Source organism: Oceaniovalibus guishaninsula JLT2003, from assembly GCF_000299575.1.
Classification (GTDB): Bacteria; Pseudomonadota; Alphaproteobacteria; order Rhodobacterales; family Rhodobacteraceae; genus Palleronia; species Palleronia guishaninsula.
The window spans coordinates 122,393-141,950 of the sequence record NZ_AMGO01000007.1 but is presented as its reverse complement, the minus strand read 5'-3'; the positions used below and the strand labels follow the sequence as shown (position 1 = coordinate 141,950).

21 protein-coding genes and 2 riboswitches are annotated in these 19,558 nt (G+C 68.4%); of the genes, 7 read left to right on the top strand and 14 right to left on the bottom strand.

Translation table 11 applies throughout. The features are described from left to right. Positions 1-3 precede the first annotated feature (3 nt). From OCGS_RS02345 to irrA, 11 genes are all read right to left on the bottom strand, one after another. Complete coding sequence (locus OCGS_RS02345) at positions 4-705, bottom strand: CbtA family protein (RefSeq protein WP_007425618.1); 702 nt, start codon at positions 703-705, stop codon at positions 4-6. Positions 706-709: 4 nt separating this feature from the next. Next, entirely contained in the window at positions 710-883 is a 174-nt protein-coding gene (locus OCGS_RS14690) for a CbtB domain-containing protein (protein WP_007425617.1), read from the bottom strand. A gap of 32 nt (positions 884-915) precedes the next feature. Further along, positions 916-1,113, bottom strand: a riboswitch (cobalamin riboswitch). Between the two features lie 30 nt (positions 1,114-1,143). After that, entirely contained in the window at positions 1,144-2,322 is a 1,179-nt protein-coding gene (gene metK, locus OCGS_RS02340; protein WP_007425616.1) for a methionine adenosyltransferase, read from the bottom strand. A 6-nt stretch (positions 2,323-2,328) separates the two neighbouring features. Next, a riboswitch (SAM-SAH riboswitch) is annotated at positions 2,329-2,380 on the bottom strand. 30 nt (positions 2,381-2,410) lie between these two features. Then, complete coding sequence (gene lnt, locus OCGS_RS02335; protein WP_083848182.1) at positions 2,411-3,856, bottom strand: apolipoprotein N-acyltransferase; 1,446 nt, start codon at positions 3,854-3,856, stop codon at positions 2,411-2,413. 67 nt (positions 3,857-3,923) lie between these two features. Beyond that, positions 3,924-4,835, bottom strand: coding sequence for a hemolysin family protein (locus tag OCGS_RS02330; protein WP_040610319.1), 912 nt, complete (start codon positions 4,833-4,835; stop codon positions 3,924-3,926). Positions 4,836-4,848: 13 nt separating this feature from the next. Further along, a complete protein-coding gene (gene ybeY, locus OCGS_RS02325; protein ID WP_007425613.1) occupies positions 4,849-5,379 on the bottom strand; it encodes an rRNA maturation RNase YbeY in 531 nt (176 codons plus the stop codon). A 66-nt stretch (positions 5,380-5,445) separates the two neighbouring features. Further along, entirely contained in the window at positions 5,446-6,447 is a 1,002-nt protein-coding gene (locus OCGS_RS02320; RefSeq protein WP_040610317.1) for a PhoH family protein, read from the bottom strand. A gap of 168 nt (positions 6,448-6,615) precedes the next feature. Next, positions 6,616-7,923, bottom strand: coding sequence for a tRNA (N6-isopentenyl adenosine(37)-C2)-methylthiotransferase MiaB (gene miaB / locus OCGS_RS02315; protein ID WP_007425611.1), 1,308 nt, complete (start codon positions 7,921-7,923; stop codon positions 6,616-6,618). A gap of 674 nt (positions 7,924-8,597) precedes the next feature. Beyond that, the gene (locus OCGS_RS02310) at positions 8,598-9,032 is read right to left on the bottom strand and encodes a universal stress protein (RefSeq protein ID WP_007425609.1); all 435 of its coding nucleotides are present in this window, start codon (positions 9,030-9,032) and stop codon (positions 8,598-8,600) included. Between the two features lie 94 nt (positions 9,033-9,126). After that, positions 9,127-9,483, bottom strand: coding sequence for an MliC family protein (locus tag OCGS_RS02305; protein ID WP_007425608.1), 357 nt, complete (start codon positions 9,481-9,483; stop codon positions 9,127-9,129). Positions 9,484-9,487: 4 nt separating this feature from the next. Continuing rightward, on the bottom strand, positions 9,488-9,928 hold the full coding sequence (gene irrA, locus OCGS_RS02300) for an iron response transcriptional regulator IrrA (protein WP_007425607.1): 441 nt from the start codon (positions 9,926-9,928) through the stop codon (positions 9,488-9,490). Positions 9,929-10,056: 128 nt separating this feature from the next. Between irrA and fabA the strand changes: the two genes are divergently transcribed. After that, positions 10,057-10,569, top strand: a complete 513-nt coding sequence (gene fabA / locus OCGS_RS02295) for a bifunctional 3-hydroxydecanoyl-ACP dehydratase/trans-2-decenoyl-ACP isomerase (protein ID WP_007425606.1) — start codon at positions 10,057-10,059, stop codon at positions 10,567-10,569. 8 nt (positions 10,570-10,577) lie between these two features. Here the strand turns inward: fabA and OCGS_RS02290 are convergent, their stop codons facing one another. Next, entirely contained in the window at positions 10,578-11,429 is an 852-nt protein-coding gene (locus tag OCGS_RS02290; protein ID WP_156800939.1) for a hypothetical protein, read from the bottom strand. Positions 11,430-11,549: 120 nt separating this feature from the next. On the opposite strand from OCGS_RS02290, the gene fabB reads away from it, so the two are divergent. The 3 genes from fabB to OCGS_RS14955 are packed head-to-tail and all read left to right on the top strand — an operon-like array spanning position 11,550 to position 14,546. Then, positions 11,550-12,776: a beta-ketoacyl-ACP synthase I gene (gene fabB / locus OCGS_RS02285; protein ID WP_007425604.1), complete on the top strand. Its 1,227-nt coding sequence runs from the start codon at positions 11,550-11,552 to the stop codon at positions 12,774-12,776. Between the two features lie 4 nt (positions 12,777-12,780). Beyond that, positions 12,781-13,566, top strand: coding sequence for an enoyl-ACP reductase FabI (locus tag OCGS_RS02280; protein ID WP_007425603.1), 786 nt, complete (start codon positions 12,781-12,783; stop codon positions 13,564-13,566). Positions 13,567-13,625: 59 nt separating this feature from the next. Next, a complete protein-coding gene (locus OCGS_RS14955) occupies positions 13,626-14,546 on the top strand; it encodes a hypothetical protein (RefSeq protein ID WP_156800938.1) in 921 nt (306 codons plus the stop codon). Positions 14,547-14,595: 49 nt separating this feature from the next. Here the strand turns inward: OCGS_RS14955 and OCGS_RS02270 are convergent, their stop codons facing one another. Continuing rightward, the gene (locus OCGS_RS02270) at positions 14,596-15,030 is read right to left on the bottom strand and encodes an FKBP-type peptidyl-prolyl cis-trans isomerase (protein ID WP_007425601.1); all 435 of its coding nucleotides are present in this window, start codon (positions 15,028-15,030) and stop codon (positions 14,596-14,598) included. Positions 15,031-15,252: 222 nt separating this feature from the next. Between OCGS_RS02270 and OCGS_RS02265 the strand changes: the two genes are divergently transcribed. From OCGS_RS02265 to pcaD, 3 genes are read left to right on the top strand one after another with little or no spacing between them, the layout of a single operon-like run. Then, positions 15,253-16,062, top strand: coding sequence for an alpha/beta fold hydrolase (locus tag OCGS_RS02265; RefSeq protein ID WP_040610388.1), 810 nt, complete (start codon positions 15,253-15,255; stop codon positions 16,060-16,062). Next, positions 16,059-17,027: a threonine ammonia-lyase gene (locus tag OCGS_RS02260; RefSeq protein ID WP_007425599.1), complete on the top strand. Its 969-nt coding sequence runs from the start codon at positions 16,059-16,061 to the stop codon at positions 17,025-17,027. The genes OCGS_RS02265 and OCGS_RS02260 overlap by 4 nt, the downstream gene beginning before the upstream one ends. A 9-nt stretch (positions 17,028-17,036) precedes the next feature. Further along, a complete protein-coding gene (gene pcaD, locus OCGS_RS02255) occupies positions 17,037-17,831 on the top strand; it encodes a 3-oxoadipate enol-lactonase (protein ID WP_007425598.1) in 795 nt (264 codons plus the stop codon). A gap of 38 nt (positions 17,832-17,869) precedes the next feature. Here pcaD and recN read toward each other — a convergent pair whose 3' ends face one another. Then, positions 17,870-19,534, bottom strand: coding sequence for a DNA repair protein RecN (recN, locus tag OCGS_RS02250; protein ID WP_007425597.1), 1,665 nt, complete (start codon positions 19,532-19,534; stop codon positions 17,870-17,872). Between the last annotated feature and the right edge of the window lie 24 nt (positions 19,535-19,558).

Below are 19,558 nucleotides of genomic sequence, written 5' to 3'. Positions count from 1 at the left end.
CGGTCACTCTGCCGGGACGGCATCGGCCGCGCGCATCTCGCGCGACCAGAAATAGCCCGCGAACCCGCCCAGCATGACCCAGGCGGCCATGCCCACGCCGAAGGCCCGCGCCGCGAAAAGCGCGCCGATCTCGGTCGGGACGGGGCCGGTCAGCACATCGGGTTCGGGCGCGCCGATGACATGCGGCGCCAGCAGCAGCACGATCGCCGCCGCCCAGGTGCCCCAGTTGCGGCCGAAGGCGATCAGCCATAGCGCAGCCGCCGCCGCCAGCACGGTCGCGAACCACCAGATCTGGCGCGCGCCGACATCGGCCGCCGCGACACCGGGCACTTCGGGCGCCAGCGTGAAGCCGGGCGCGAGATGCACCGCGACGAAGCCGCACAGGCCCCAGATCAGGCCGTTGCGCGCGTCGATCCGCGCGCCGCGATCCTGCGCCAGCGCCATCAGCGGCACGAGGATCAGCGCATAGCCCGAATAGACCAGCATCGCGAACAGCACGCTGAGCCCGTCGCGCAGCGGGTCGATGCCGCCCACATCCTGATGGGCCGGCACGGTCGAGGCGCTGCCGAAATGCACCAGCGCCCCGGTTTCGTAGAGTTCGGCATGCAGTAGCACGGGCTGCACGAACCACAGTTGCAGCAGGGCGGCGATCAGCCCCGCGGCAACGCCAGCGAACAACGCGCTGGCCAGCATCCGCGTGAACATGGCGTCAGTGGCAGGGAAAGCCGGTGGCGTGGCGCACGTCGTGCGCCGCGTCGTGCAGCGTGTCGGCCTGCACGTGGCCCGTGACCACCACGAGGCCGAGGCCGATCAGCATGGCGAACGTCGCGGCGGCAAGCGTGCCGGTGCGCGAGGCGGGGGCGGTCTGGATATGGGCGTTCATGTCTTGGTTCCTTGCCTTCTCACCCGAGGGCGGTTTCATCGTCGCGACAGGCAGGTCTCCTGGCTTGCGGGTCATCGCGACAGGCCGGCCTTCCCGGATCGCTCCAGTGGCGTCGTCGGCCCTACTCGCCGCTTACAGTTGCGGGGGCAGCTACAGATTTGGCGCGCGGGCCGCACTGCATTCCCTTGTCTCCTCCGGCATGGGCCGGAACCTTTCGCGTCCCACCCATGCCAGAGAATCCGGCCGCCGGTCAATGACGGTCACGCGGCCTTCAGCGCCCCGGCCAGATCGGTGCGTTCCCAGCTGAAGCCGCCATCGTCTTCGGGCGGCCGGCCGAAATGGCCATAGGCCGCCGTGCGCTGATAGATCGGGCGGTTGAGACCCAGATGCTGGCGAATGCCGCGCGGGGTCAGGTCCATCGCGCGGGCGACGGCGCGCTCGATCTCGGCCGGCTCGACCTCGCCGGTGCCGAAGGTGTCGGCATAGATCGACAGCGGCCGGGCCACGCCGATGGCGTAGGAAAGCTGGATTAGGCAGCGCCGCGCCATGCCCGCCGCGACGACATTCTTGGCCAGATAGCGCGCGGCATAGGCGGCCGAACGGTCCACCTTGGTCGGATCCTTGCCGGAAAACGCGCCGCCGCCATGCGGGGCGGCGCCGCCATAGGTATCGACGATGATCTTGCGCCCCGTCAGCCCCGCGTCGCCGTCCGGCCCGCCGATGACGAAGGTGCCCGTCGGATTGACCCACCATTCGGTTTCGGGCGTGATCCAGCCGTCCGGCAGGACTTCGCGGATGTAGGGTTCGACGATGGCGCGGATGTCGTCGCTGGTCTGCGCCTCGTCGGCGTGCTGGGTGGACAGCACGATGGAGGTGACGCCGACCGGGCGGCCGTTTTCATAGCGCAGCGACAGTTGCGACTTGGCGTCGGGGCGCAGCGTCGGTTCGGCGCCCGACTTGCGCGCCTCGGCCAGACGGCGCAGCACGGCATGGGCATAGTGGATCGGCGCGGGCATCAGTTCGGGCGTCTCGTCCACGGCGAAGCCGAACATGATGCCCTGGTCGCCGGCGCCTTCGTCCCTGTTGCCGCGCGCGTTCACGCCCTGGGCGATATGGGCCGATTGCGGATGCAGCAGGTTGGTCACCTCGCAGGTCGCGTGGTGGAACTTGTCCTGCTCATAGCCGATGTCGCGGATGCACTCGCGGGCGATCGCCTCGATCCGGCCCATATAGTCGTCGAGTCGGCCCCTGTCGGACAACCCCACCTCGCCGCCGATAAGCACGCGATTCGTCGTGGCGAACGTCTCGCAGGCGACGCGGGCCTCGGGTTCTTCGGCCAGAAAGGCGTCGAGGACGGCATCGGAAATGCGGTCGCAGACCTTGTCGGGATGGCCTTCGGACACGGATTCCGACGTGAAGACGTAATTCTGGCGGGTCATGGGGAACGCTCCGGTATCAGGGTTGCGCCCGCACGCCAGGAAGCCGTTGTGCGGGTCGATGCGCCCGCTTACGGACAAGACGCCGCGTTTACAATCGCCTTCGCCAGCGCAGGGCGACCATGACCGCCAGTAGCGCGATCATCGCCGCCAGCCACGGCAGATCCCCTGTCCGCGCGTAGATCGTCGGCGGACGCGGCGGCGGCAGGCGGGCGTCGATGCGCCCCGCCTCGCCCAGGGGCAGCGCGGCCAGCACCCGCCCCTCGACGTCGATCAGGGCCGAGACGCCGGTATTGGCGACGCGCACCATCGGCAGGCCCTGTTCGATGCTGCGCATCCGCGCCTGCGCCAGATGCATGTAGGGCCCCGAGAAGGTGCCGAACCACGCGTCGTTGGTGATCTGCAACAGCCAGTCGGGCCGCGCCGGGGCGGCGGCCACGTCCTGCGGAAAGATCGCCTCGTAGCAGATCAGCGGCAGCGCGGTGCCCGCCCGCCCCAGATCCAGCAGGCGGGGACCGGGGCCGGCGCTGAAGCCGAACCCGTCAAGCGCGTCATAGCCCCGCAGGCCGATCAGGCGCGGCAGGCCGCCCAGCGGAATGAACTCGCCGAAGGGGACGAGGTGATGCTTGTCGTAGACATCGGCGATGCGACCGTCGGAGATGACGGCAAGGCTGTTGAAGAACCGCCAGCCATCCGTCCGTTCGACCCCGAAGGCCAACGGCGTTCCGTCCGCCGCATCGGCCATCCGCGCCAGGCCGGGTTCGGCGGGATCCAGCCGCCATGTCACCGCCGTTTCGGGCCAGACGATCAGGTCGGGCGGACCGTCCGCACCCGGCGCGGAGGTCAGGCGCAGCATCCGGTCGAAGTGGCCGGGCGCCTTCGACGGATCCCATTTTTCGGCCTGCGGGACGTTGGGCTGCACCAGCCGGATCAGCGGCGCATCGGCGGGCAGCGGCGCCGGCGGCGGACGCAGCGCCAGCCCGAGGCCCAGCGGCAGCGTCAGCGCGCCCGCGAAGGCCAGCGCGCCCGCGATCCAGCCCCGCATGACCGCGATGGCGATCGCGGCGGCCAGCAGCAGCGTGATCCATGTCAGCCCGAAGGATCCGGCAAGGGAGGCGATCTGCGCGGCGGGCGTTTCCGTCCAGACATAGCCGACCAGCGCCCAGGGGAAACCGGTCAGGACATGGCTGCGCGCCAGTTCCGCCAGCGCGATGGCCGTGGCGAAGGCCAGCGCGCGCGCAGCAGGGCTGCGGGCCGTCACATGGGCCAGCGCCCCGGCGGCGGCCCAGAACAGCGCGAAACCGCCCGCGCAAAGCAGCAGCGCGAAGGGCGCCATCCAGCCATGCCGGGCGATGTCGATGAAAAAGGGCTGAACGATCCAGTGCAGGGTGATGGCGAAATGGCCCGTGCCGATCAGCCAGCCGGCCAGCGCTGCCCCGCGCCATGACGGCGCCCGGCAGACCAGCAGGCAGGCCGCGGCCAGCCCCGCCAGGGACACGGCGACCAGAGAGAAGGGCACTTGCCCCAGGCCCGCCATGGCGCCCGCGCCGAGGCAGGCACCGATGCCGGTCCAGCCGCGCGACACGCGCCGCGCGATCGCCGCCTCAGCCACCCGCCGTCTGCGGCATCCGCACCCGAAGCCGCTTCAACCGGCGCGGATCGGCATCCACGATCTCGAATTCGGGACCGGCGGGATGGGGGATCACTTCGCCACGCGTGGGAACGCGGCCGGTCATCACCACGATAACGCCCCCCAGCGTGTCGATTTCCTCGTCGTCGTCAGGGTCGGTCAGGCGCATGCCGATCTCGGCCTCGAACTCGTCCAGCGGGGTCTTGGCCTGCGCCAGATAGACGCCGGCCTTCTCCTCGGTCCAGAACTTGTCCTCGTCGGTGTCGTGCTCGTCCTCGATCTGGCCGATGACCTGCTCGATCAGATCCTCGATGGTCAGCAGGCCGTCCACGCCGCCGTATTCGTCGATCACCAGTGCCATATGCGTGCGTTCGGTCTGCATCCGTTGCAGCAACACGCCGATGGGCATCGAGGGCGGGCAATAGATCAGCGGCCGCATGATCGCGCGCAGGTCGAACGGTTCTTCTTCCGTGCCGGGGGCGGGGCCGAAACCGTGGCGCAGCGCGAAATCCTTCAGATGCGCCATGCCGACGGGATGGTCGAGCGTGCCGTCATAGACCGGCAGGCGCGTCATGCCGCTGTCGCGGAACACGGCGACGAGGTCGTCTTTGGAGATGTCCACGGGAACGGCCACGATCTCGACCGTGGGGATGGCCACATCCTCGACCCGCATCCGGCGCAGGTTCAGCAGGCCGGGCGGCATGCGCGGCATGGGGTGATCGCCGGGTTGCGCGGGCTGGTCGCCGTTGCCGTCGGGCGGGATCAGCGCGTTCATGATCCGTCCGAAAAAGCCCCGTTCGGGACTGTCGCCTTCGGCGTCGTCCTGAGCGTCGTTCGGGGGCTGTCCCCCCTCGGCGCGCGCTGCGCCCAATTCGCCTTCGGTCATCGGCCCTTTCCGATCAGACAGGCCCCACCGGACCATGATCCCTATATGGGTCCTTGAGACCTAGTGTTGCAAGTATCTCGGCCTCGAGCCGTTCCATCAGCGCCGCATCGCCGTCGCGTTCGTGATCGTAGCCCAGCAGGTGCAGCGTCGCGTGAACCAGCAGATGCGTGACGTGATCGCGCAGCGGCAGGCCCGCCGCCTCGGCCTCGGCGCGGCAGGTGCCCCAGGCGATGGCGATGTCGCCAAGCTCGGGCCAGGCGGGATCGGGCGACGGGGGCGTCTGCCCCTCGATCCGCGCGGCCCGGTCCGCGCTGGGCCAGGACAGCACGTTGGTGGGCTGTCCCTTGCCGCGGAAATCGGCGTTCAGGGCGGCGATGCGGGCGTCGTCGCAGCCCAGAACGCTGACCTCCCATGCGGGGCCGAGTCGCAGATGCGTCAGCGTCGCGCGCACCGCCTTCGTCGCCAGCCGGTCGAGGCCCTGCCCCTGCCAGGCCTTCGATTCCAGCATCGTGTCGATCCGCAAAGCCAATTTCGATCCGTTCATGGGTTGGTCAGGCCGTCCTGGAAGGGCGGCGGCGGGACGGCAAGCCGGGGTTGCGGAGCGCGGAAATCATTCGCCCGCAGCCTCGTAGGCTTCGATGATGCGCGCGACGAGGGGGTGACGCACCACATCGCGCGAGGTGAAGTAGTTGAAGCCGACCTTGTCGATCCCCTTCAGCAACCGTTCGGCGTCCGCCAGTCCCGAAGGCTGGCCGCGCGGCAGATCGACCTGGGTGCGGTCGCCGGTGACGACCATGCGGCTGTTCTGGCCCAGACGGGTCAGAAACATCTTCATCTGCATGGCGGTGGCGTTCTGCGCCTCGTCCAGAACGACAAAGGCGTTGGACAGGGTCCGGCCGCGCATGAAGGCCAAAGGCGCGATTTCTATCTGCTTTTCCTCGATCAGGCGGGCGACCTGCTTGGACGGCAGAAAGTCGTTCAGCGCGTCGTAAAGCGGCTGCATGTAGGGATCGACCTTGTCCTTCATGTCGCCGGGCAGGAAGCCCAGACGCTCGCCCGCCTCGACGGCGGGGCGCGACAGGATAATGCGATCGACCTGGCCGCCGATGAACATGTTCACTCCGACAGCCACGGCGAGATAGGTCTTGCCGGTGCCCGCGGGGCCGATCCCGAACGCAAGTTCATGGGCATAGAGGGAGCGCACATAGGCGCGCTGGGCGTCGGTGCGCGGTTCGACCAGCTTCTTGCGGGTCTTGATCTCGGACCCGTCGCCCTTGACGGGTTCGGGCCGATTGCCGTTGTCGGAACCGTCACCGGCAGGGGTCGCGTTCATGCGGAGGGCGCCGTCGATATCGCCGGATTCGACCGGCTTGCCCTGCTCAAGACGTTGATAAAGAAGCGAAAGAACATCCGCCGCGCGGGACCGGGCGGCGGTGTCGCCCATCACCGCAAGGTGGTTGCCGCGCCGCAGGATCTGCACGTCGAGCGCCTGTTCGATCCGCGCCAGATTGGCGTCGAACTGACCGCAAAGGTCGATCAGAAGGCGGTTGTCGGGGAAATCGAGCAGGGTTTCGGCGGGGGGTCCGGGCTCGGGCTGGGTCAGGGCGGCCATGGGGCCGAGGGTGGGGCGTATGGCCAAATGGCGCTCCGTTCTGGGTTCAGCCGCGGTTACGGGGACAACGTGGGGATCGGCAAAAGGATGCACAAGCCGCGAACCGACGCGGCGAAACGTACAATTTGTACAGGTCGCGGCCCCAAACATACAAGTCGCACGGAACGCTCAGACCGGCACCCCCGCAAGCGAGTTGGTCGCCGTCGCGGTGATGCGGACGCGACGCAGATCGCCCGGCGCGATGCCGGGATCCGCGACGAAGACCGGGTGCAGGTGTTCGGACTTGCCGACCGTCTGGCCCGGTTCGCGCCCCGGCTTTTCGAACAGCACGTCCGTCTCGCGTCCGACCATGCGGTCCTGAACGGCGCGCTGCTGGTCGCGCAGAAGCGCCTGGAGCGTCTGAAGCCGGGCGTCCGCGACGGCCGGATCGACCTGCGCCCTTTCGGCGGCGGGCGTTCCGGGGCGGGACGAATAGCGGAACGAATAGCACGCCCCGTATTCGACCGCGCGCACCAGATCCAGCGTGGCCTGAAAATCCTCGTCGGTTTCGCCGGGAAAGCCGACGATGAAATCGCCCGAGATCAGGATGTCGGGACGGGCGGCGCGAATGCGCGCGATGAGGGCGACATAGCTTTCGGCGGTATGCTTGCGGTTCATCGCCCGAAGGATGCGGTCGCTGCCCGATTGCACGGGCAGGTGCAGATAGGGCATCAGCGCCGGTACCTCGCCATGCGCGGCGATCAGCGCGTCGTCCATGTCGTTGGGATGGCTGGTGGTATAGCGGATGCGCGCCAGACCGTCGATCCGCGACAGATCGCGGACCAGCCCGGCCAGCCCGCCGTCGTGGCCGTGATAGGCGTTGACGTTCTGGCCCAGCAGCGTGATCTCGCGCACGCCGCGCGCCACCAGATCGCGCGCCTCGGCCAGCACGCGGGCGGCGGGCCGGCTGACCTCGGCGCCGCGGGTATAGGGGACCACGCAGAAGGCGCAGAACTTGTCGCAGCCTTCCTGCACGGTCAGGAACGCGGTCGGCCCGCGCGCAGCCCTGGGGCGGGCGGCGAGGTGGTCGAACTTGTCTTCCGCGGGGAAATCGGTGTCGAGGGCGGGCTGGCCCGCCCGCGCGCGCGCTTCCAGCTCGGGCAGGCGGTGATAACTTTGCGGGCCGACGACCAGATCGACCAGCGGTTGACGGCGCAGGATCTCGGCCCCTTCGGCCTGGGCCACGCAGCCCGCGACGCCGATGCGCAGATCGGGATTGGCGGCCTTGAGCGGTCGCAGGCGGCCCAGTTCGTGATAGGTCTTTTCCGCCGCCTTTTCGCGGATGTGGCAGGTGTTGAGCAGGATCAGGTCGGCATCCTCGGCATTGCCGGTCGCGACATAGCCCTGCGGCGCCAGCGCCTCGGCCATCCGTTCGCTGTCATAGACGTTCATCTGACAGCCATAGGTCTTGATGAAAAGCTTGCGCGTCCCGGTCATGCCGCCCCCTTTCGGTGCAGGGTGGCGGTGTAGCGGGTTCGGTGCGGCGGGGCAATGCGGGGGGCGACAGCCGGCGCTGCACGGTTTGTTAATGCGAATCTCGGATATTAAGGGGCGTGATCGGGAAGGGAGGGGCCATGTCGGGTGCTTTAGGTGCAATCAGGATGGTCGTGGCCTGTCGCCGGTCGCGGTACGGCGCCGGGAACGCGGACCGCTGCGGAAGACCGCGCAAGGTCATCCGCCGCGATCCGCACGGGGCGGCGGCGCGGCTGACAGAGCGGTTCAGGGGATCGATGCGTATTCTGGCGTAAAGGCATCGTCGGCAGCATGACGGGGCGCATACCGACGCGTTTGAAAGAACGGGCTGACATAAGCAGGTGGGCGGGTCGGCATATGCACGGCCAAGGCTGCTAGGCAGCCAGGTTCGGCCTCGATCAGGCGACGGGTCGATTGCCTTCGATGCGCTGGACCCCTGGCTGCGACAACGACGCTGCTGGATCAAATGGCGGTTGCCGCTTCGTCGCGGGATAGAATTGCCGCTGGATCGGGTAGCAGGATCGCCGCGGGATCGCGTGATGCGGTTGTCGCTGGATCGGGTAGCAGGATCGCCGTGGATCGCGTGATGGGACGGCGGCCCGTATGACAGGCCGCCGGTCCGCGGGGCAAGCGAGCGGTCAGCGGACCGTCAGCACCGGGCAGGTGGCGTGGGAGGCGAGCTTTTGCGAGACGGACCCTTGCAGCAGGCCGCGCAGGCCGCCGAAGCCGCGACGGCCCGACACCATCAGGTCGGCGCCCTTTTCGTCCACGGCGTCCAGGATCGCCTGCGCCGCGTCGCCGCGCAGGATGCTGACGGAATCGGGCGTGCGGCCCGCGGCCTCGGCCCAGCCGCGCGCCTTGTCGGCGACGGGGCGGCCCAGCGCCTCGATCCGGTCCTCGGTCGGCAGGATGTCCATGGCGGCGGCGCCCAGCGTCAGGGTGCTGACCTCGATCTCGGGGACATGCACGACATGCAGGGCGGCATCGTATTTGTTGGCCAGATCGCAGGCATAGCGAACGGCCTTGTGCGAATGGTCGGACCCGTCGACGGCAACCAGAATAGTCTTGAACATGAAACGGCGCTCCTATGGTTCGGGGAAGGGCTAGGCCGGCCGGCGCGGGCCCGCCTTGACCGGGATCAAGGTTGCGCCGGAAAACGCCGCGGCGTCACTCGGAGACGGTCGTGCAATCCTGCGCCGAGCCGTCCTGCAACTGGTCGGTCAGCGTGGCGTCGTCGCCCTTCACCCACCATTCATGGGACCCCGAGACATAGCGCGACCCCGAGCCGGACACGACATTCACGAAAACCCGCCCTGCCCCGTCGATCGGGATAAGCGCAAGGGTGTTGGCGTCGGTGTTCACATACTGGACCGTGAAGGGATCGCCGCCGGCGCAGGAATAGCGCGAGGTCAGGATCTGGCTGTCGGGCCCGAGCGTCAGGGGAATGGAAAGCGTCGCTTCGGCCATGGCGGCGGCCGGGGCGGCGATCAGGCAGAAAGCCGCGATCAGGCGGGCGGTCTTCATCGGGTCAATCCTTCTTGCGCAGGCGGATGACGACATCCACGCCGACGATTTCGGCCCCGTCGGGCGGGGCGGGTAGACGGGTGATCTGCATCTCGGTCGCCGGCGCATCGACGAGCGACGCGCTGTCTTCCCAGAAGAAATGCGGATGGTCGTCCATGCGGGTGTCGAAATAGCTGCGCGCGCCGTCCACCGTGACTTCCTGCATCAGCCCGGCGCCGCAGAAGGCGCGCAAGGTGTTGTAGACGGTGGCCAGCGAGACGGATTCGCCTGCCGAACGGCTGGCGGCATGCAGGCTTTCGGCGGTGACGTGGCGATCCTGCCCGTCGCCCACCAGAAGGGCCGCCAGCGCCACGCGCTGCCGCGTCGGGCGCAGATCGGACCGGCGCAGCCAGGCAGCGCCCTTGCGGGCCGCATCGGGCGGGAGGGAGGTCGGCGTTCTGTCCATAAGTCCCATATAGCCGGGGGGAGGCCCCGGTTTCAATGGCCATTCCCCCTTCCCGCCCGCCCCGGCCTTGCACCGCCCGGATGCCGGGTGGTAAACCGTGCGTGATCGGCCACAGCCCCGGAGGGACCATGCCGCAGACACTGCGCACCGCCTTTGACCGCGACGACCTGCTGGCCTGCGCGCGGGGCGAGCTGTTCGGCCCCGGCAACGCGCAATTGCCGCTGCCGCCGATGCTGATGATGGACCGGATCACCGACATTTCGGGCGATGGCGGGGCGCATGGCAAGGGGCATGTCGTGGCCGAGTTCGACATCGCGCCGGATTTGTGGTTCTTCGAGTGTCACTTTCCGGGCAATCCGATCATGCCGGGATGCCTGGGGCTGGACGGGCTGTGGCAGTTGACGGGGTTCAACCTTGGCTGGCGCGGCTGGCAGGGGCGCGGCTATGCGCTGGGGGTGGGCGAGGTCAAGCTGACCGGCATGGTCCGTCCCGACCGCAAGATGCTGCGCTATTTCGTCGATTTCACCAAGGCCGTGCAAAGCCGCCGCCTGACCATGGGCGTCGCCGACGGCCGCGTCGAGGCGGACGGCGAGGTGATCTATCAGGTCAAGGACATGAAGGTGGCATTGAGCGAGAGTTGAGGCGCCCGTCAGGTCCGCTTGCCACCACCCGCATTCGGCCAATAGAACGGATCGGCGATCTCGTTCAGGTGCTCCAGCCATTTGTCCACCTGCGCCTCTTTCAGGATATGGCGGCGGTGAGCGGGCTGGCGCCCAACCAGAGCGAGGAAATCCTCGCACAGGGCGGCGGCGCGCCGTATCTTCGACCTGCTGCCCTTCGTCAGGACAGGGCGCAGTCCGGCGGCCCTGCATTTCCTCAGCCTGTCTACGGGATGTTTCAGACCGCCGGCGGTTCGCAGAAGAAACCTGAAATCCGACCAATCGTTCATCTCTTCACGCGTCGCGCCGGTAAAGGTCATCGGGATCGACGCCGTTCCGTCATAAGTCGTCCATGCCGGATAACCCTCGGTCGGAAGGATTTCGCGCAGCGTTTCGGCGATGAGCTTGAGGTCGTTCCATTCGTCGATGATCCGTTGCCCCGTAAGCGACTGCTTCAATGCGTCGGCCTGATCGCGCAGCGCGTCGGACTGGCCTTCGAGATGACGCATCTGCCTTTTCAGGGTGACGGACTGCTCCTTGGTCGCCTCGCCGAGCGTATTGAGCGCGGAGGTCTGGTTCGCGAGTTCCTTCGCCTGACCTGCCAGTTCCGTTCCTTGCCGATGCGTCGAGATCACGACCCAGATCAATGCCAGAGTTCCGCAGATACCGGCAAGGAAATCGCCCCATTCGTTGAAAAGCAGAGACGAAACGGGCGTCCAGTCGAGGCCGTTCCCGTCCAGGCCGCCGATCTTCCACCAGATCAGGGCACCCACAGAAGCAATTACGATCACGCTCACGGCCCAGCCGATCGCCTCGGGGAACCTTTTTCTCATCGTTCGCATCCTCGCGCATTGTCGCTTTTGCAACCGCTAGGACGCATGCCGGGTACGGGCAAGCCTGACCGCTTGCCCCGGTCTTGCCGGTTCCTCTACAAGCGTGTTCGACAGAACAAAGGAGCGTTCATGCGCCGCGTCGTCGTCACAGGTCTGGGCATCGTGTCGCCCATCGGGAACAATGCCGCCGAGGTTGCGGAGGCGCTGAAGGCCGGGCGGTCGGGGATCGAGGCGTCGGCCGAGATGGCCGAGCACGGGTTTCGCAGCCGCGTCGCGGGCACGCTGAAAATCGACGTGGCCGACCATGTGGACAAGCGCGCGCTGCGGTTCATGGGGCCGGGCGCGGCCTATGCCCATATCGCGATGGGGCAGGCCATCGCCGATGCGGGGCTGACCGAGGCCGAGGTCTCGACCCCCTCGACGGGGCTGATCGCGGGATCGGGCGGGCCGTCCACCAGTGCGATCTTCGCGGCGCACCAGACAGTATTGCAGACGGGTGCCACCAAGCGGATCGGGCCGTTCGCGGTGCCCAAGGCGATGTCGTCCACCGTCAGCGCCAACCTGGCGACGGCGTTCCGCATCAAGGGGATGAACTTCTCGATCACCAGCGCCTGTTCGACCTCGCTGCATTGCATCGGGATGGCGGCGCAGCAAATCCAGCTTGGCACGCAGGACGTGATGTTCGCGGGCGGCGGAGAGGAGCTGGACTGGACGCTGTCGTGCCTTTTCGACGCGATGGGCGCGATGTCGTCCAAGTTCAACGACACGCCCGAACGCGCCAGCCGCGCCTTCGACCGCGACCGCGACGGGTTCGTCATCGCCGGCGGCGGCGGCATGGTGGTGCTGGAGGATCTGGAACGCGCGCAAGCGCGCGGCGCCCATATCTATGCCGAGGTCACGGGCTTCGGCGCCACCAGCGACGGGCACGACATGGTGGCCCCGTCGGGCGAAGGCGGCGAGCGGGCGATGCGGCTGGCGATGAAGACGCTGCCCGAGGGGCGGCGCGTGGGCTATATCAACGCGCACGGCACCAGCACGCCGGTGGGCGATGTGGGCGAGGTCGAGGCCGTGCGCCGCGTCTTCGGCGACGACCAGCCGCCGATCAGTTCGACCAAGTCGATGACCGGCCACAGCCAGGGCGCCACCGGCGCGCAGGAGGCCGTCTATTGCCTGTTGATGCTGAAGGACGACTTTATCGCGCCGTCGATCAATGTCGAGAACCTGGACGACGGGATCCGGCCCGGTGAGATCGCGACGCGGACGGTGGCCGATGCTGGGCTGGATACCGTGATGACCAATTCGTTCGGGTTCGGCGGCACGAACGGGTCGATGCTGCTGTCGAAGCTGAAGGACTAGGCACATGGAAGCACTGGCGGGCAAGCGCGCCCTTGTCATGGGGGTCGCCAACGACCGCTCGATCGCGTGGGGCATCGCCAGGGCGCTGTCGCAGGCGGGGGCGGCGCTGGCCTTCACCTATCAGGGCGAGGCGTTCGGCAAGCGGGTGGAGCCGCTGGCCGCGTCGCTGGGATCGACGCTGCTGATGGATGCGGACGTGACCGACGACGCGTCGATGGAGGCGGTTTTCGACCGGCTCGGCCAGGAATGGGGCGGGCTGGACATCGTCGTCCATGCCATCGCGTTTTCGGACAAGGCCGAATTGTCGGGGCGGTTCGTGAATACCAGCCGCGCCAATTTCGGCCGGTCGCTGGAGATAAGCTGCTATTCGCTGATCGACGTGGCGCGGCGGGCAGCCCCGCTGATGACGGATGGCGGCACGATCCTGACGCTGACCTATCAGGGCAGCAACCGCGTGACGCCCTTCTACAACGTGATGGGGGTGGCCAAGGCGGCGCTGGAATCGGCGGTGCGGTATCTGGCCAACGATCTCGGCCCGGACGGCATCCGCGTCAACGCCATCAGCCCCGGCCCGATGAAGACGCTGGCAGGCGCGGCCATCGGCGGCGCGCGGCGGACCTTCAAGCACACGGGCGAAAATGCGCCGTTGCGCGCCAACGCGACGCTCGAGGCGGTGGGCGGCACTGCCGTCTGGCTGGCCTCCGACGCGGGCGCCTGCACGACCGGCGAGATCGTGCGCGTGGACGGCGGCTATCACGTGCTGGGGATGCCGCAGGCGGAGGGGTTGTGAGGGCAAATTAACGGTTTCTTAGCACCTATCCAAGACGGTGTCGCGCGGAGGGCGCGATGATGCCGAATTATTACTGGACGAAGGTTTGGGGAGGTCCGGGCGAACCGGCGACCGAGGCGTTACTTTTCAGTAAGAAGGGTGCGCGAGACAGTGCGCTGAAGAAAGTGAGAAGGGGCGATATCGTCGTGTATCTCACATCGGACGCGGCAGAGGCGGACAGCATGCTTCGGGGCCGGGTATGCGGTGCAGTCGAAATTGCCGGAGCGCCTGTCTTGGCAGAGGATTTGGATCTACCCGGCCGGGCGCGGGACGTCGATTTCAACGACCGAGGCGATTTTCGATGGCCCTTCGGAATTACGATCCGCCGAAGCTGGCGAGTAATGGATAAGGAAGCCAACGACGCGCTTATACCGGGGCATCGGAAGTTGGGATTACAAGGCGCTGCAACCATTCACGAGATGCAGCCTGACGAAATAGCGCGCTTTCAGGGTTTGCGGGTACAACAACAGGTTGAAGGTACGAGCCAGCCGGGTCAGGAAATCTTCGCAATCGCTCAAAATCGGCCGTGGATGCAGAAGGAAGGTCCTCAGAAGGCGCCATACAAGGTTCCGGGATGCGATCTCTATGTTGCGGTGATCCACGATTGTCACGGCATGACCTTCAAGGTCGGTTCCGGCAAGCATGAAGACCGGATCGACGCGCTGAACCTCTTCCGCCGCCGATCGCAGGGCGAAGCGACGTGGTCGCTTCTGAAAGGACATCTATATGGCTTTCACAGCCCCAATGCTGCACAGGCAGCGGAATATCATATCATCGAGCATGCGAGAAAGCGCGGTTTCGGTACGAAGGATCATTCCGAGTTCATCGCGGGCATCGACATGAAGGACTTGGCTGCACTGTTTGTCGAAGCCGTCAAAGTCGGAATTGCCAAGGACGCCGAGTTTGCAGGGGTTCGGAATGATGACGCTATCGAAGCCTGACGTCTGAACGGTCGAGATCGCCGCTGGCGATCCCGACTTTGTGCAAACCTTACGCCGCCTTCACCTCGACCAGTTCGACCTCGAAGGTCAGGTCCTGGCCTGCGAGGGGGTGGTTGGCGTCGAGGGTGACTTCGGCTTCGGAGGCGTCGGCGATGGTGACGGGCAGGGTCTGGCCGTCGGGCGTCTGCATCTGAAGCTGGGTGCCGGGGTCGGTGGGGATGTGGTCGGGGAAGTGTTCGCGCGGCACGGCCTGAACGCGGGCGGGATCGCGCTGGCCATAGGCGTCGTCGGCGGCGATGCGGACGACCTTGGTTTCGCCCGTCTTCATGCCGGCGACGGCGGCGTCGAGGCCGGGGATGATCTGGCCGGATCCGAGCGTGAATTCCAGCGGCTCGCGGCCTTCGCTGCTGTCGAACTTGCTGCCGTCCGACAGGGTGCCGGTATAGTGCAGGCGAACGGTATCACCGGGCTGTGCCTGGCTCATGCGATGTCCTTTCGGGTGGGGGATGAATTTCGGGGCCGCCAACCTCGGCGGGTGCCCTGCGCGGTCAACAGATGGGGCCTTGGGGGCGCATGACAACCGCCAGACGCCAATTCGGTGCCAGTTCGGCGGCCCCTTTTCGGGACGGCGCGGTTGTGGCAGGGTCGGCGTCATGGACGATCTTCACGCGATAACGGGCGTTTGCGGCCCGGACGGGGGGCGATGATGGCGCGGTTCACCTCGCCAGACGGGCTGTCGCTACATTACGAGGACCAGGGCGGCGGAATGCCGCTGCTGTGTCTTTCGGGGCTGACGCGGAACGCCACCGATTTCGCCTATCTGCTGCCGCATCTGGCGGATTGCCGGGTGATCCGGCCCGATTACCGGGGGCGCGGCCGTTCGGACTGGGGCGCGCCCGAGACCTATACGCTGCCCGTCGAGGCGGGCGACGTGCTGGCGCTGCTGGATCATCTGGGGATCGAGCGGGCGGCAATCATCGGCACGTCGCGCGGCGGACTGATCGCGATGTTCCTGGCGGCGACGGCGAAGGACAGGCTGCTGGGCGTGTGCCTGAACGATATCGGGCCGGAACTGGCGCCCGCCGGGATGGCGGCGATCCGGGGCTATGTCGGGCAAAACCCGGTGCAGAAAACGCTGGCCGAGGCGGCGGCGGCGCGCGCCACGCTGATGGCGGGGTTCGAGGGGGTGCCCGAGGACCGCTGGCGGCAGGAAGTCGCGCATCATTACGTCGAGGGGCCGGAGGGGCTGCGGATCAATTACGATCCGGGGCTGGCGGCGGCGGTGGCCGAGGGGGCTGTGCCCGACCTCTGGCCGCTGTTCGACGCGCTGGACGGGCTGCCGCTGGCGGCGATCCGGGGGGCCAATTCCGACCTGCTGAGCCGCGAGACGCTGGCCGAGATGCGCCGCCGCCGGCCCGACATGATCGTGGCCGAGGTGCCGGGGCGCGGGCATGTGCCGTTTCTGGACGAGCCCGAGGCGCTGGACGCCATCGCGGCGTGGCGGGCGCTGCTGTGAACATCGACGCGATCCGCGCGGCGGCGGACCGCGCGGCGGGCGTGGTGCGGCGCACGCCGATGCTGTCGTCGCCCCGGCTGGACGCCATCGCCGGGCGGCGCGTGCTGGTGAAGGCCGAATCGTTGCAGCAGACCGGCAGCTTCAAGTTCCGGGGCGGATGGGCGGCGGTGTCGGCGCTGGATCCCAAGACGCGCAGACGCGGCGTTCTGGCCTGTTCGTCGGGCAATCACGCGCAGGGCGTAGCGATGGCGGCGCGGATGCACGACGCGCCCGCGGTGATCGTCATGCCCGCCGACGCGCCGCGATCCAAGATCGACGGCACGCGGGCGCTGGGCGGCGAGGTGGTGCTTTACGACCGCGCGACCGAGGACCGCGACGCCATCGCCGCCGATCTGGCGCATCGGCGCGACCTGACGCTGATCCTGCCCTTCGACGATCCGCAGGTGATCGCCGGGCAAGGCACGGTGGGGCTGGAAATTGCGGAAGAAGCGGGCCGGGACGGCCGGGCGGATGTGCTGGTCTGCTGCGGCGGCGGCGGGCTGGCGTCGGGCGTGGCGCTGGCGCTGGAGGCCGAGGCACCCGGATTGCGGGTGCGAACGGTCGAGCCCGCGGGCTTCGACGATGTGGCGCGGTCGCTGTCGGCGGGGCGGATCGTGCGCAACGGGCGGCTGTCGGGTAGCCGGTGCGACGCGATCCTGACGCCGCAGCCGGGCGCGCTGACCTTTCCGATCCTGCAACGGCTGTGCGGGCCAGGGATGGCGGTGACGGACGACGAGGCGATGCAGGCGATGGCGCTGGCCTTCGCGCATCTCAAGCTGGTGCTGGAACCTGGGGGGGCGGTGGCGCTGGCCGCCGCGCTGTTCCGGCCCCAGTCGGTGACGGGCGACACGGTGATCTGCGTGGCGACGGGCGGCAATGTCGATGCCTGCGCGTTCACCGTCGCGCTGATCACCCATGCGGATTGAGGGGCTGCGATGCAGATAGCGACGCTGGGCGACATCCATGTGCATTACCGCGACGACGGCGATCCGGCGGGGGCGCCGGTGGTCTTCGCGAACTCGCTGGGGACGGATCTGCGGCTATGGGATGCAGTGCTGCCGCTGCTGCCGCCGGGGCTGCGGCTGATCCGCTACGACATGCGGGGCCACGGCCTGACCGACGCGCCGCCGGCGCCCTATTCGATGGGCGGGCTGATCACGGATGCGGAACGGCTGATCGACCATCTGGGGGTCAGGGATTGCGTGTTCGTCGGGCTGTCCATCGGCGGGATGATCGCGCAGGGGCTGGCGGCCAAGCGGCTGGACCTGATCCGCGCGCTGGTGCTGAGCAATACCGCCGCACGCATCGGCACGCCCGCCATCTGGGGCGAACGGATCGCCGCCGTCGCGGCCGGCGGGGTGGAGCCGCTGGCCGATGCGGTGATGGAGCGGTGGTTTTCCAAGCCGTTCCGCGCCACGCCCGGGATGCGGTTGTGGCGCAACATGCTGACGGGGACGCCGGCGCAGGGCTATGCGGGCTGTTCGGCGGCGATCAGCGGCACCGACCTGATGACGCCGACCAGCGGGCTGCGCCTGCCGACGCTGGCCATCGCGGGCAGCGAGGACGGATCGACGCCGCCCGATCTGGTGCGCGAGACCGCCGACCTGATCCCCGGATCGCAGTTTCACCTGATCCGGGGCGCCGGGCACCTGCCCTGCGTGGAGCGGCCCGACGCGTTCGCCGCCGTGCTGACGGATTTCCTGACACGAATCGGACATGCGGCACGTTGACCGGGCCGCCCGTCAGGCGGCGACGACCGGGCCGCCGGTCAGGCGGCGATGCGCGCGGCCAGAAGGGCGCGGGCGGCGGCGCGGGCCTCGTCCGTGACGGTATCGCCCGACAGCATCCGCGCGATTTCGTCCACCCGCGCCTCGGCGTCCAGCGGCAGGACGGCGGATGTGGTCACGCCGTCCGTCACCGATTTCGCCACGCGCCAGTGATGCTGTCCCAGCGCCGCGACCTGCGGCGAATGGGTTACGACCAGCACCTGCGCGTCCTGCGCCAGCGCCGACAGGCGGCGGCCCACGGCATCGGCGGTGGCGCCGCCGACGCCGCGGTCGATTTCGTCGAAGATCAGCGTCAGGCCGGCGGCATCGCGGGTTAGGCAGACCTTGAGCGCCAGCAGAAAGCGGCTGAGTTCGCCCCCCGAGGCGATCCGGCCCAGCGGACCGGCGGGGGCGCCAGGATTGGTGGATATGGTAAATTCGACCTGATCGGCCCCGTCCGGCCCCGGCGGCGCATCGGTGACGACGGTGCGGAAGGTCGCACGTTCCATCCGCAGGGGCGCCAGTTCGGCCGCCATCGCGGCATCGAGGCGGTCGGCCCCCTCGGTCCGGGCGGCGCGCAGATCGGCGGCGGCGCTGTCATAGGCCGCTTCGGCGGCTGTCAGCGCCTTGGTCAGCGCGGCGATGTCGCCCTGCCCCGCATCGAGCTGCGCCAGACGGTCGCGCAGAAGCCGGGCGTGATCGCCCAGATCGTCGGGCAGCACGTCGTACTTGCGCGCCAGCCCGCGAATGGCGAACAGCCGCTCCTCGGTCAGTTCCAGATCGCGCGGGTCGAAATCCATCGCATAGAGGGCCGAGCCGACGCCCTGTTCGGCCTCGGCCAGCGCGTCGGCGGCGCGGCCCAGCGCCTCGATCGCGGAATCGAGGCGGCCTTCGGCCTCGGGGGCGGCGGCGTCGAGCCAGCGCGCGGCGTCGCCCACCAGCCCTTCGGCGCCGGCGGGACCGAGCACGTCATGCGCGCGCTGAATATCCTCGCGGATGCGGGCCGATGCCTGCATCGCGCGGCGCGCGGTATCGAGGCGCGCTTCCTCGCCCGGTTGGGGATCGAGATGATCGAGTTCGCCCACGGCGAAGCGCAGATATTCCTCCTCGGCATGAAGGGCGTCGAGGGTGGCGCGCGCCTGCGACAGACGGGTCGCGGCGGCCTGACGGGCGCGCCAGGCGGCGCGCACCGCGTCGAGAAGCGGGGCGGCGCGGGCGAAATCGTCCAGCAGGGCGCGATGGCCGCGCGGATCGAGCAGACCGCGATCGTCGTGCTGGCCGTGCAGTTCGACCAGCGTTTCCGACAGCCGGCGCAGAACCTCGCCCGACACGCGGCGGTCGTTGATCCAGGCGGTCTTGCGCCCTTCGGCGGTGTTGACGCGGCGCAGGATCAGATCGTCCTCGCCGTCGTCGATGCCCGCTTCGGCCAGCACGGCGCGGCCGGGATGGGATGGCGGCAGGTCGAAACCGGCCGTGACCTCGCCCTGCGCGGCACCGCTGCGGACCAGATCGGCGCGGCCGCGCCAACCCAGAACAAAGCCCAGCGCATCGAGCAGGATGGATTTGCCGGCCCCCGTTTCGCCGGTCAGGACGTTCAGCCCCGGCTGAAACTCGAGCTCCAGCCGGTCGATCAGCAGCAGGTCGCGGATGTCGAGGTGACGCAGCATGTCAGGGCCGGGCGCGACGAATGG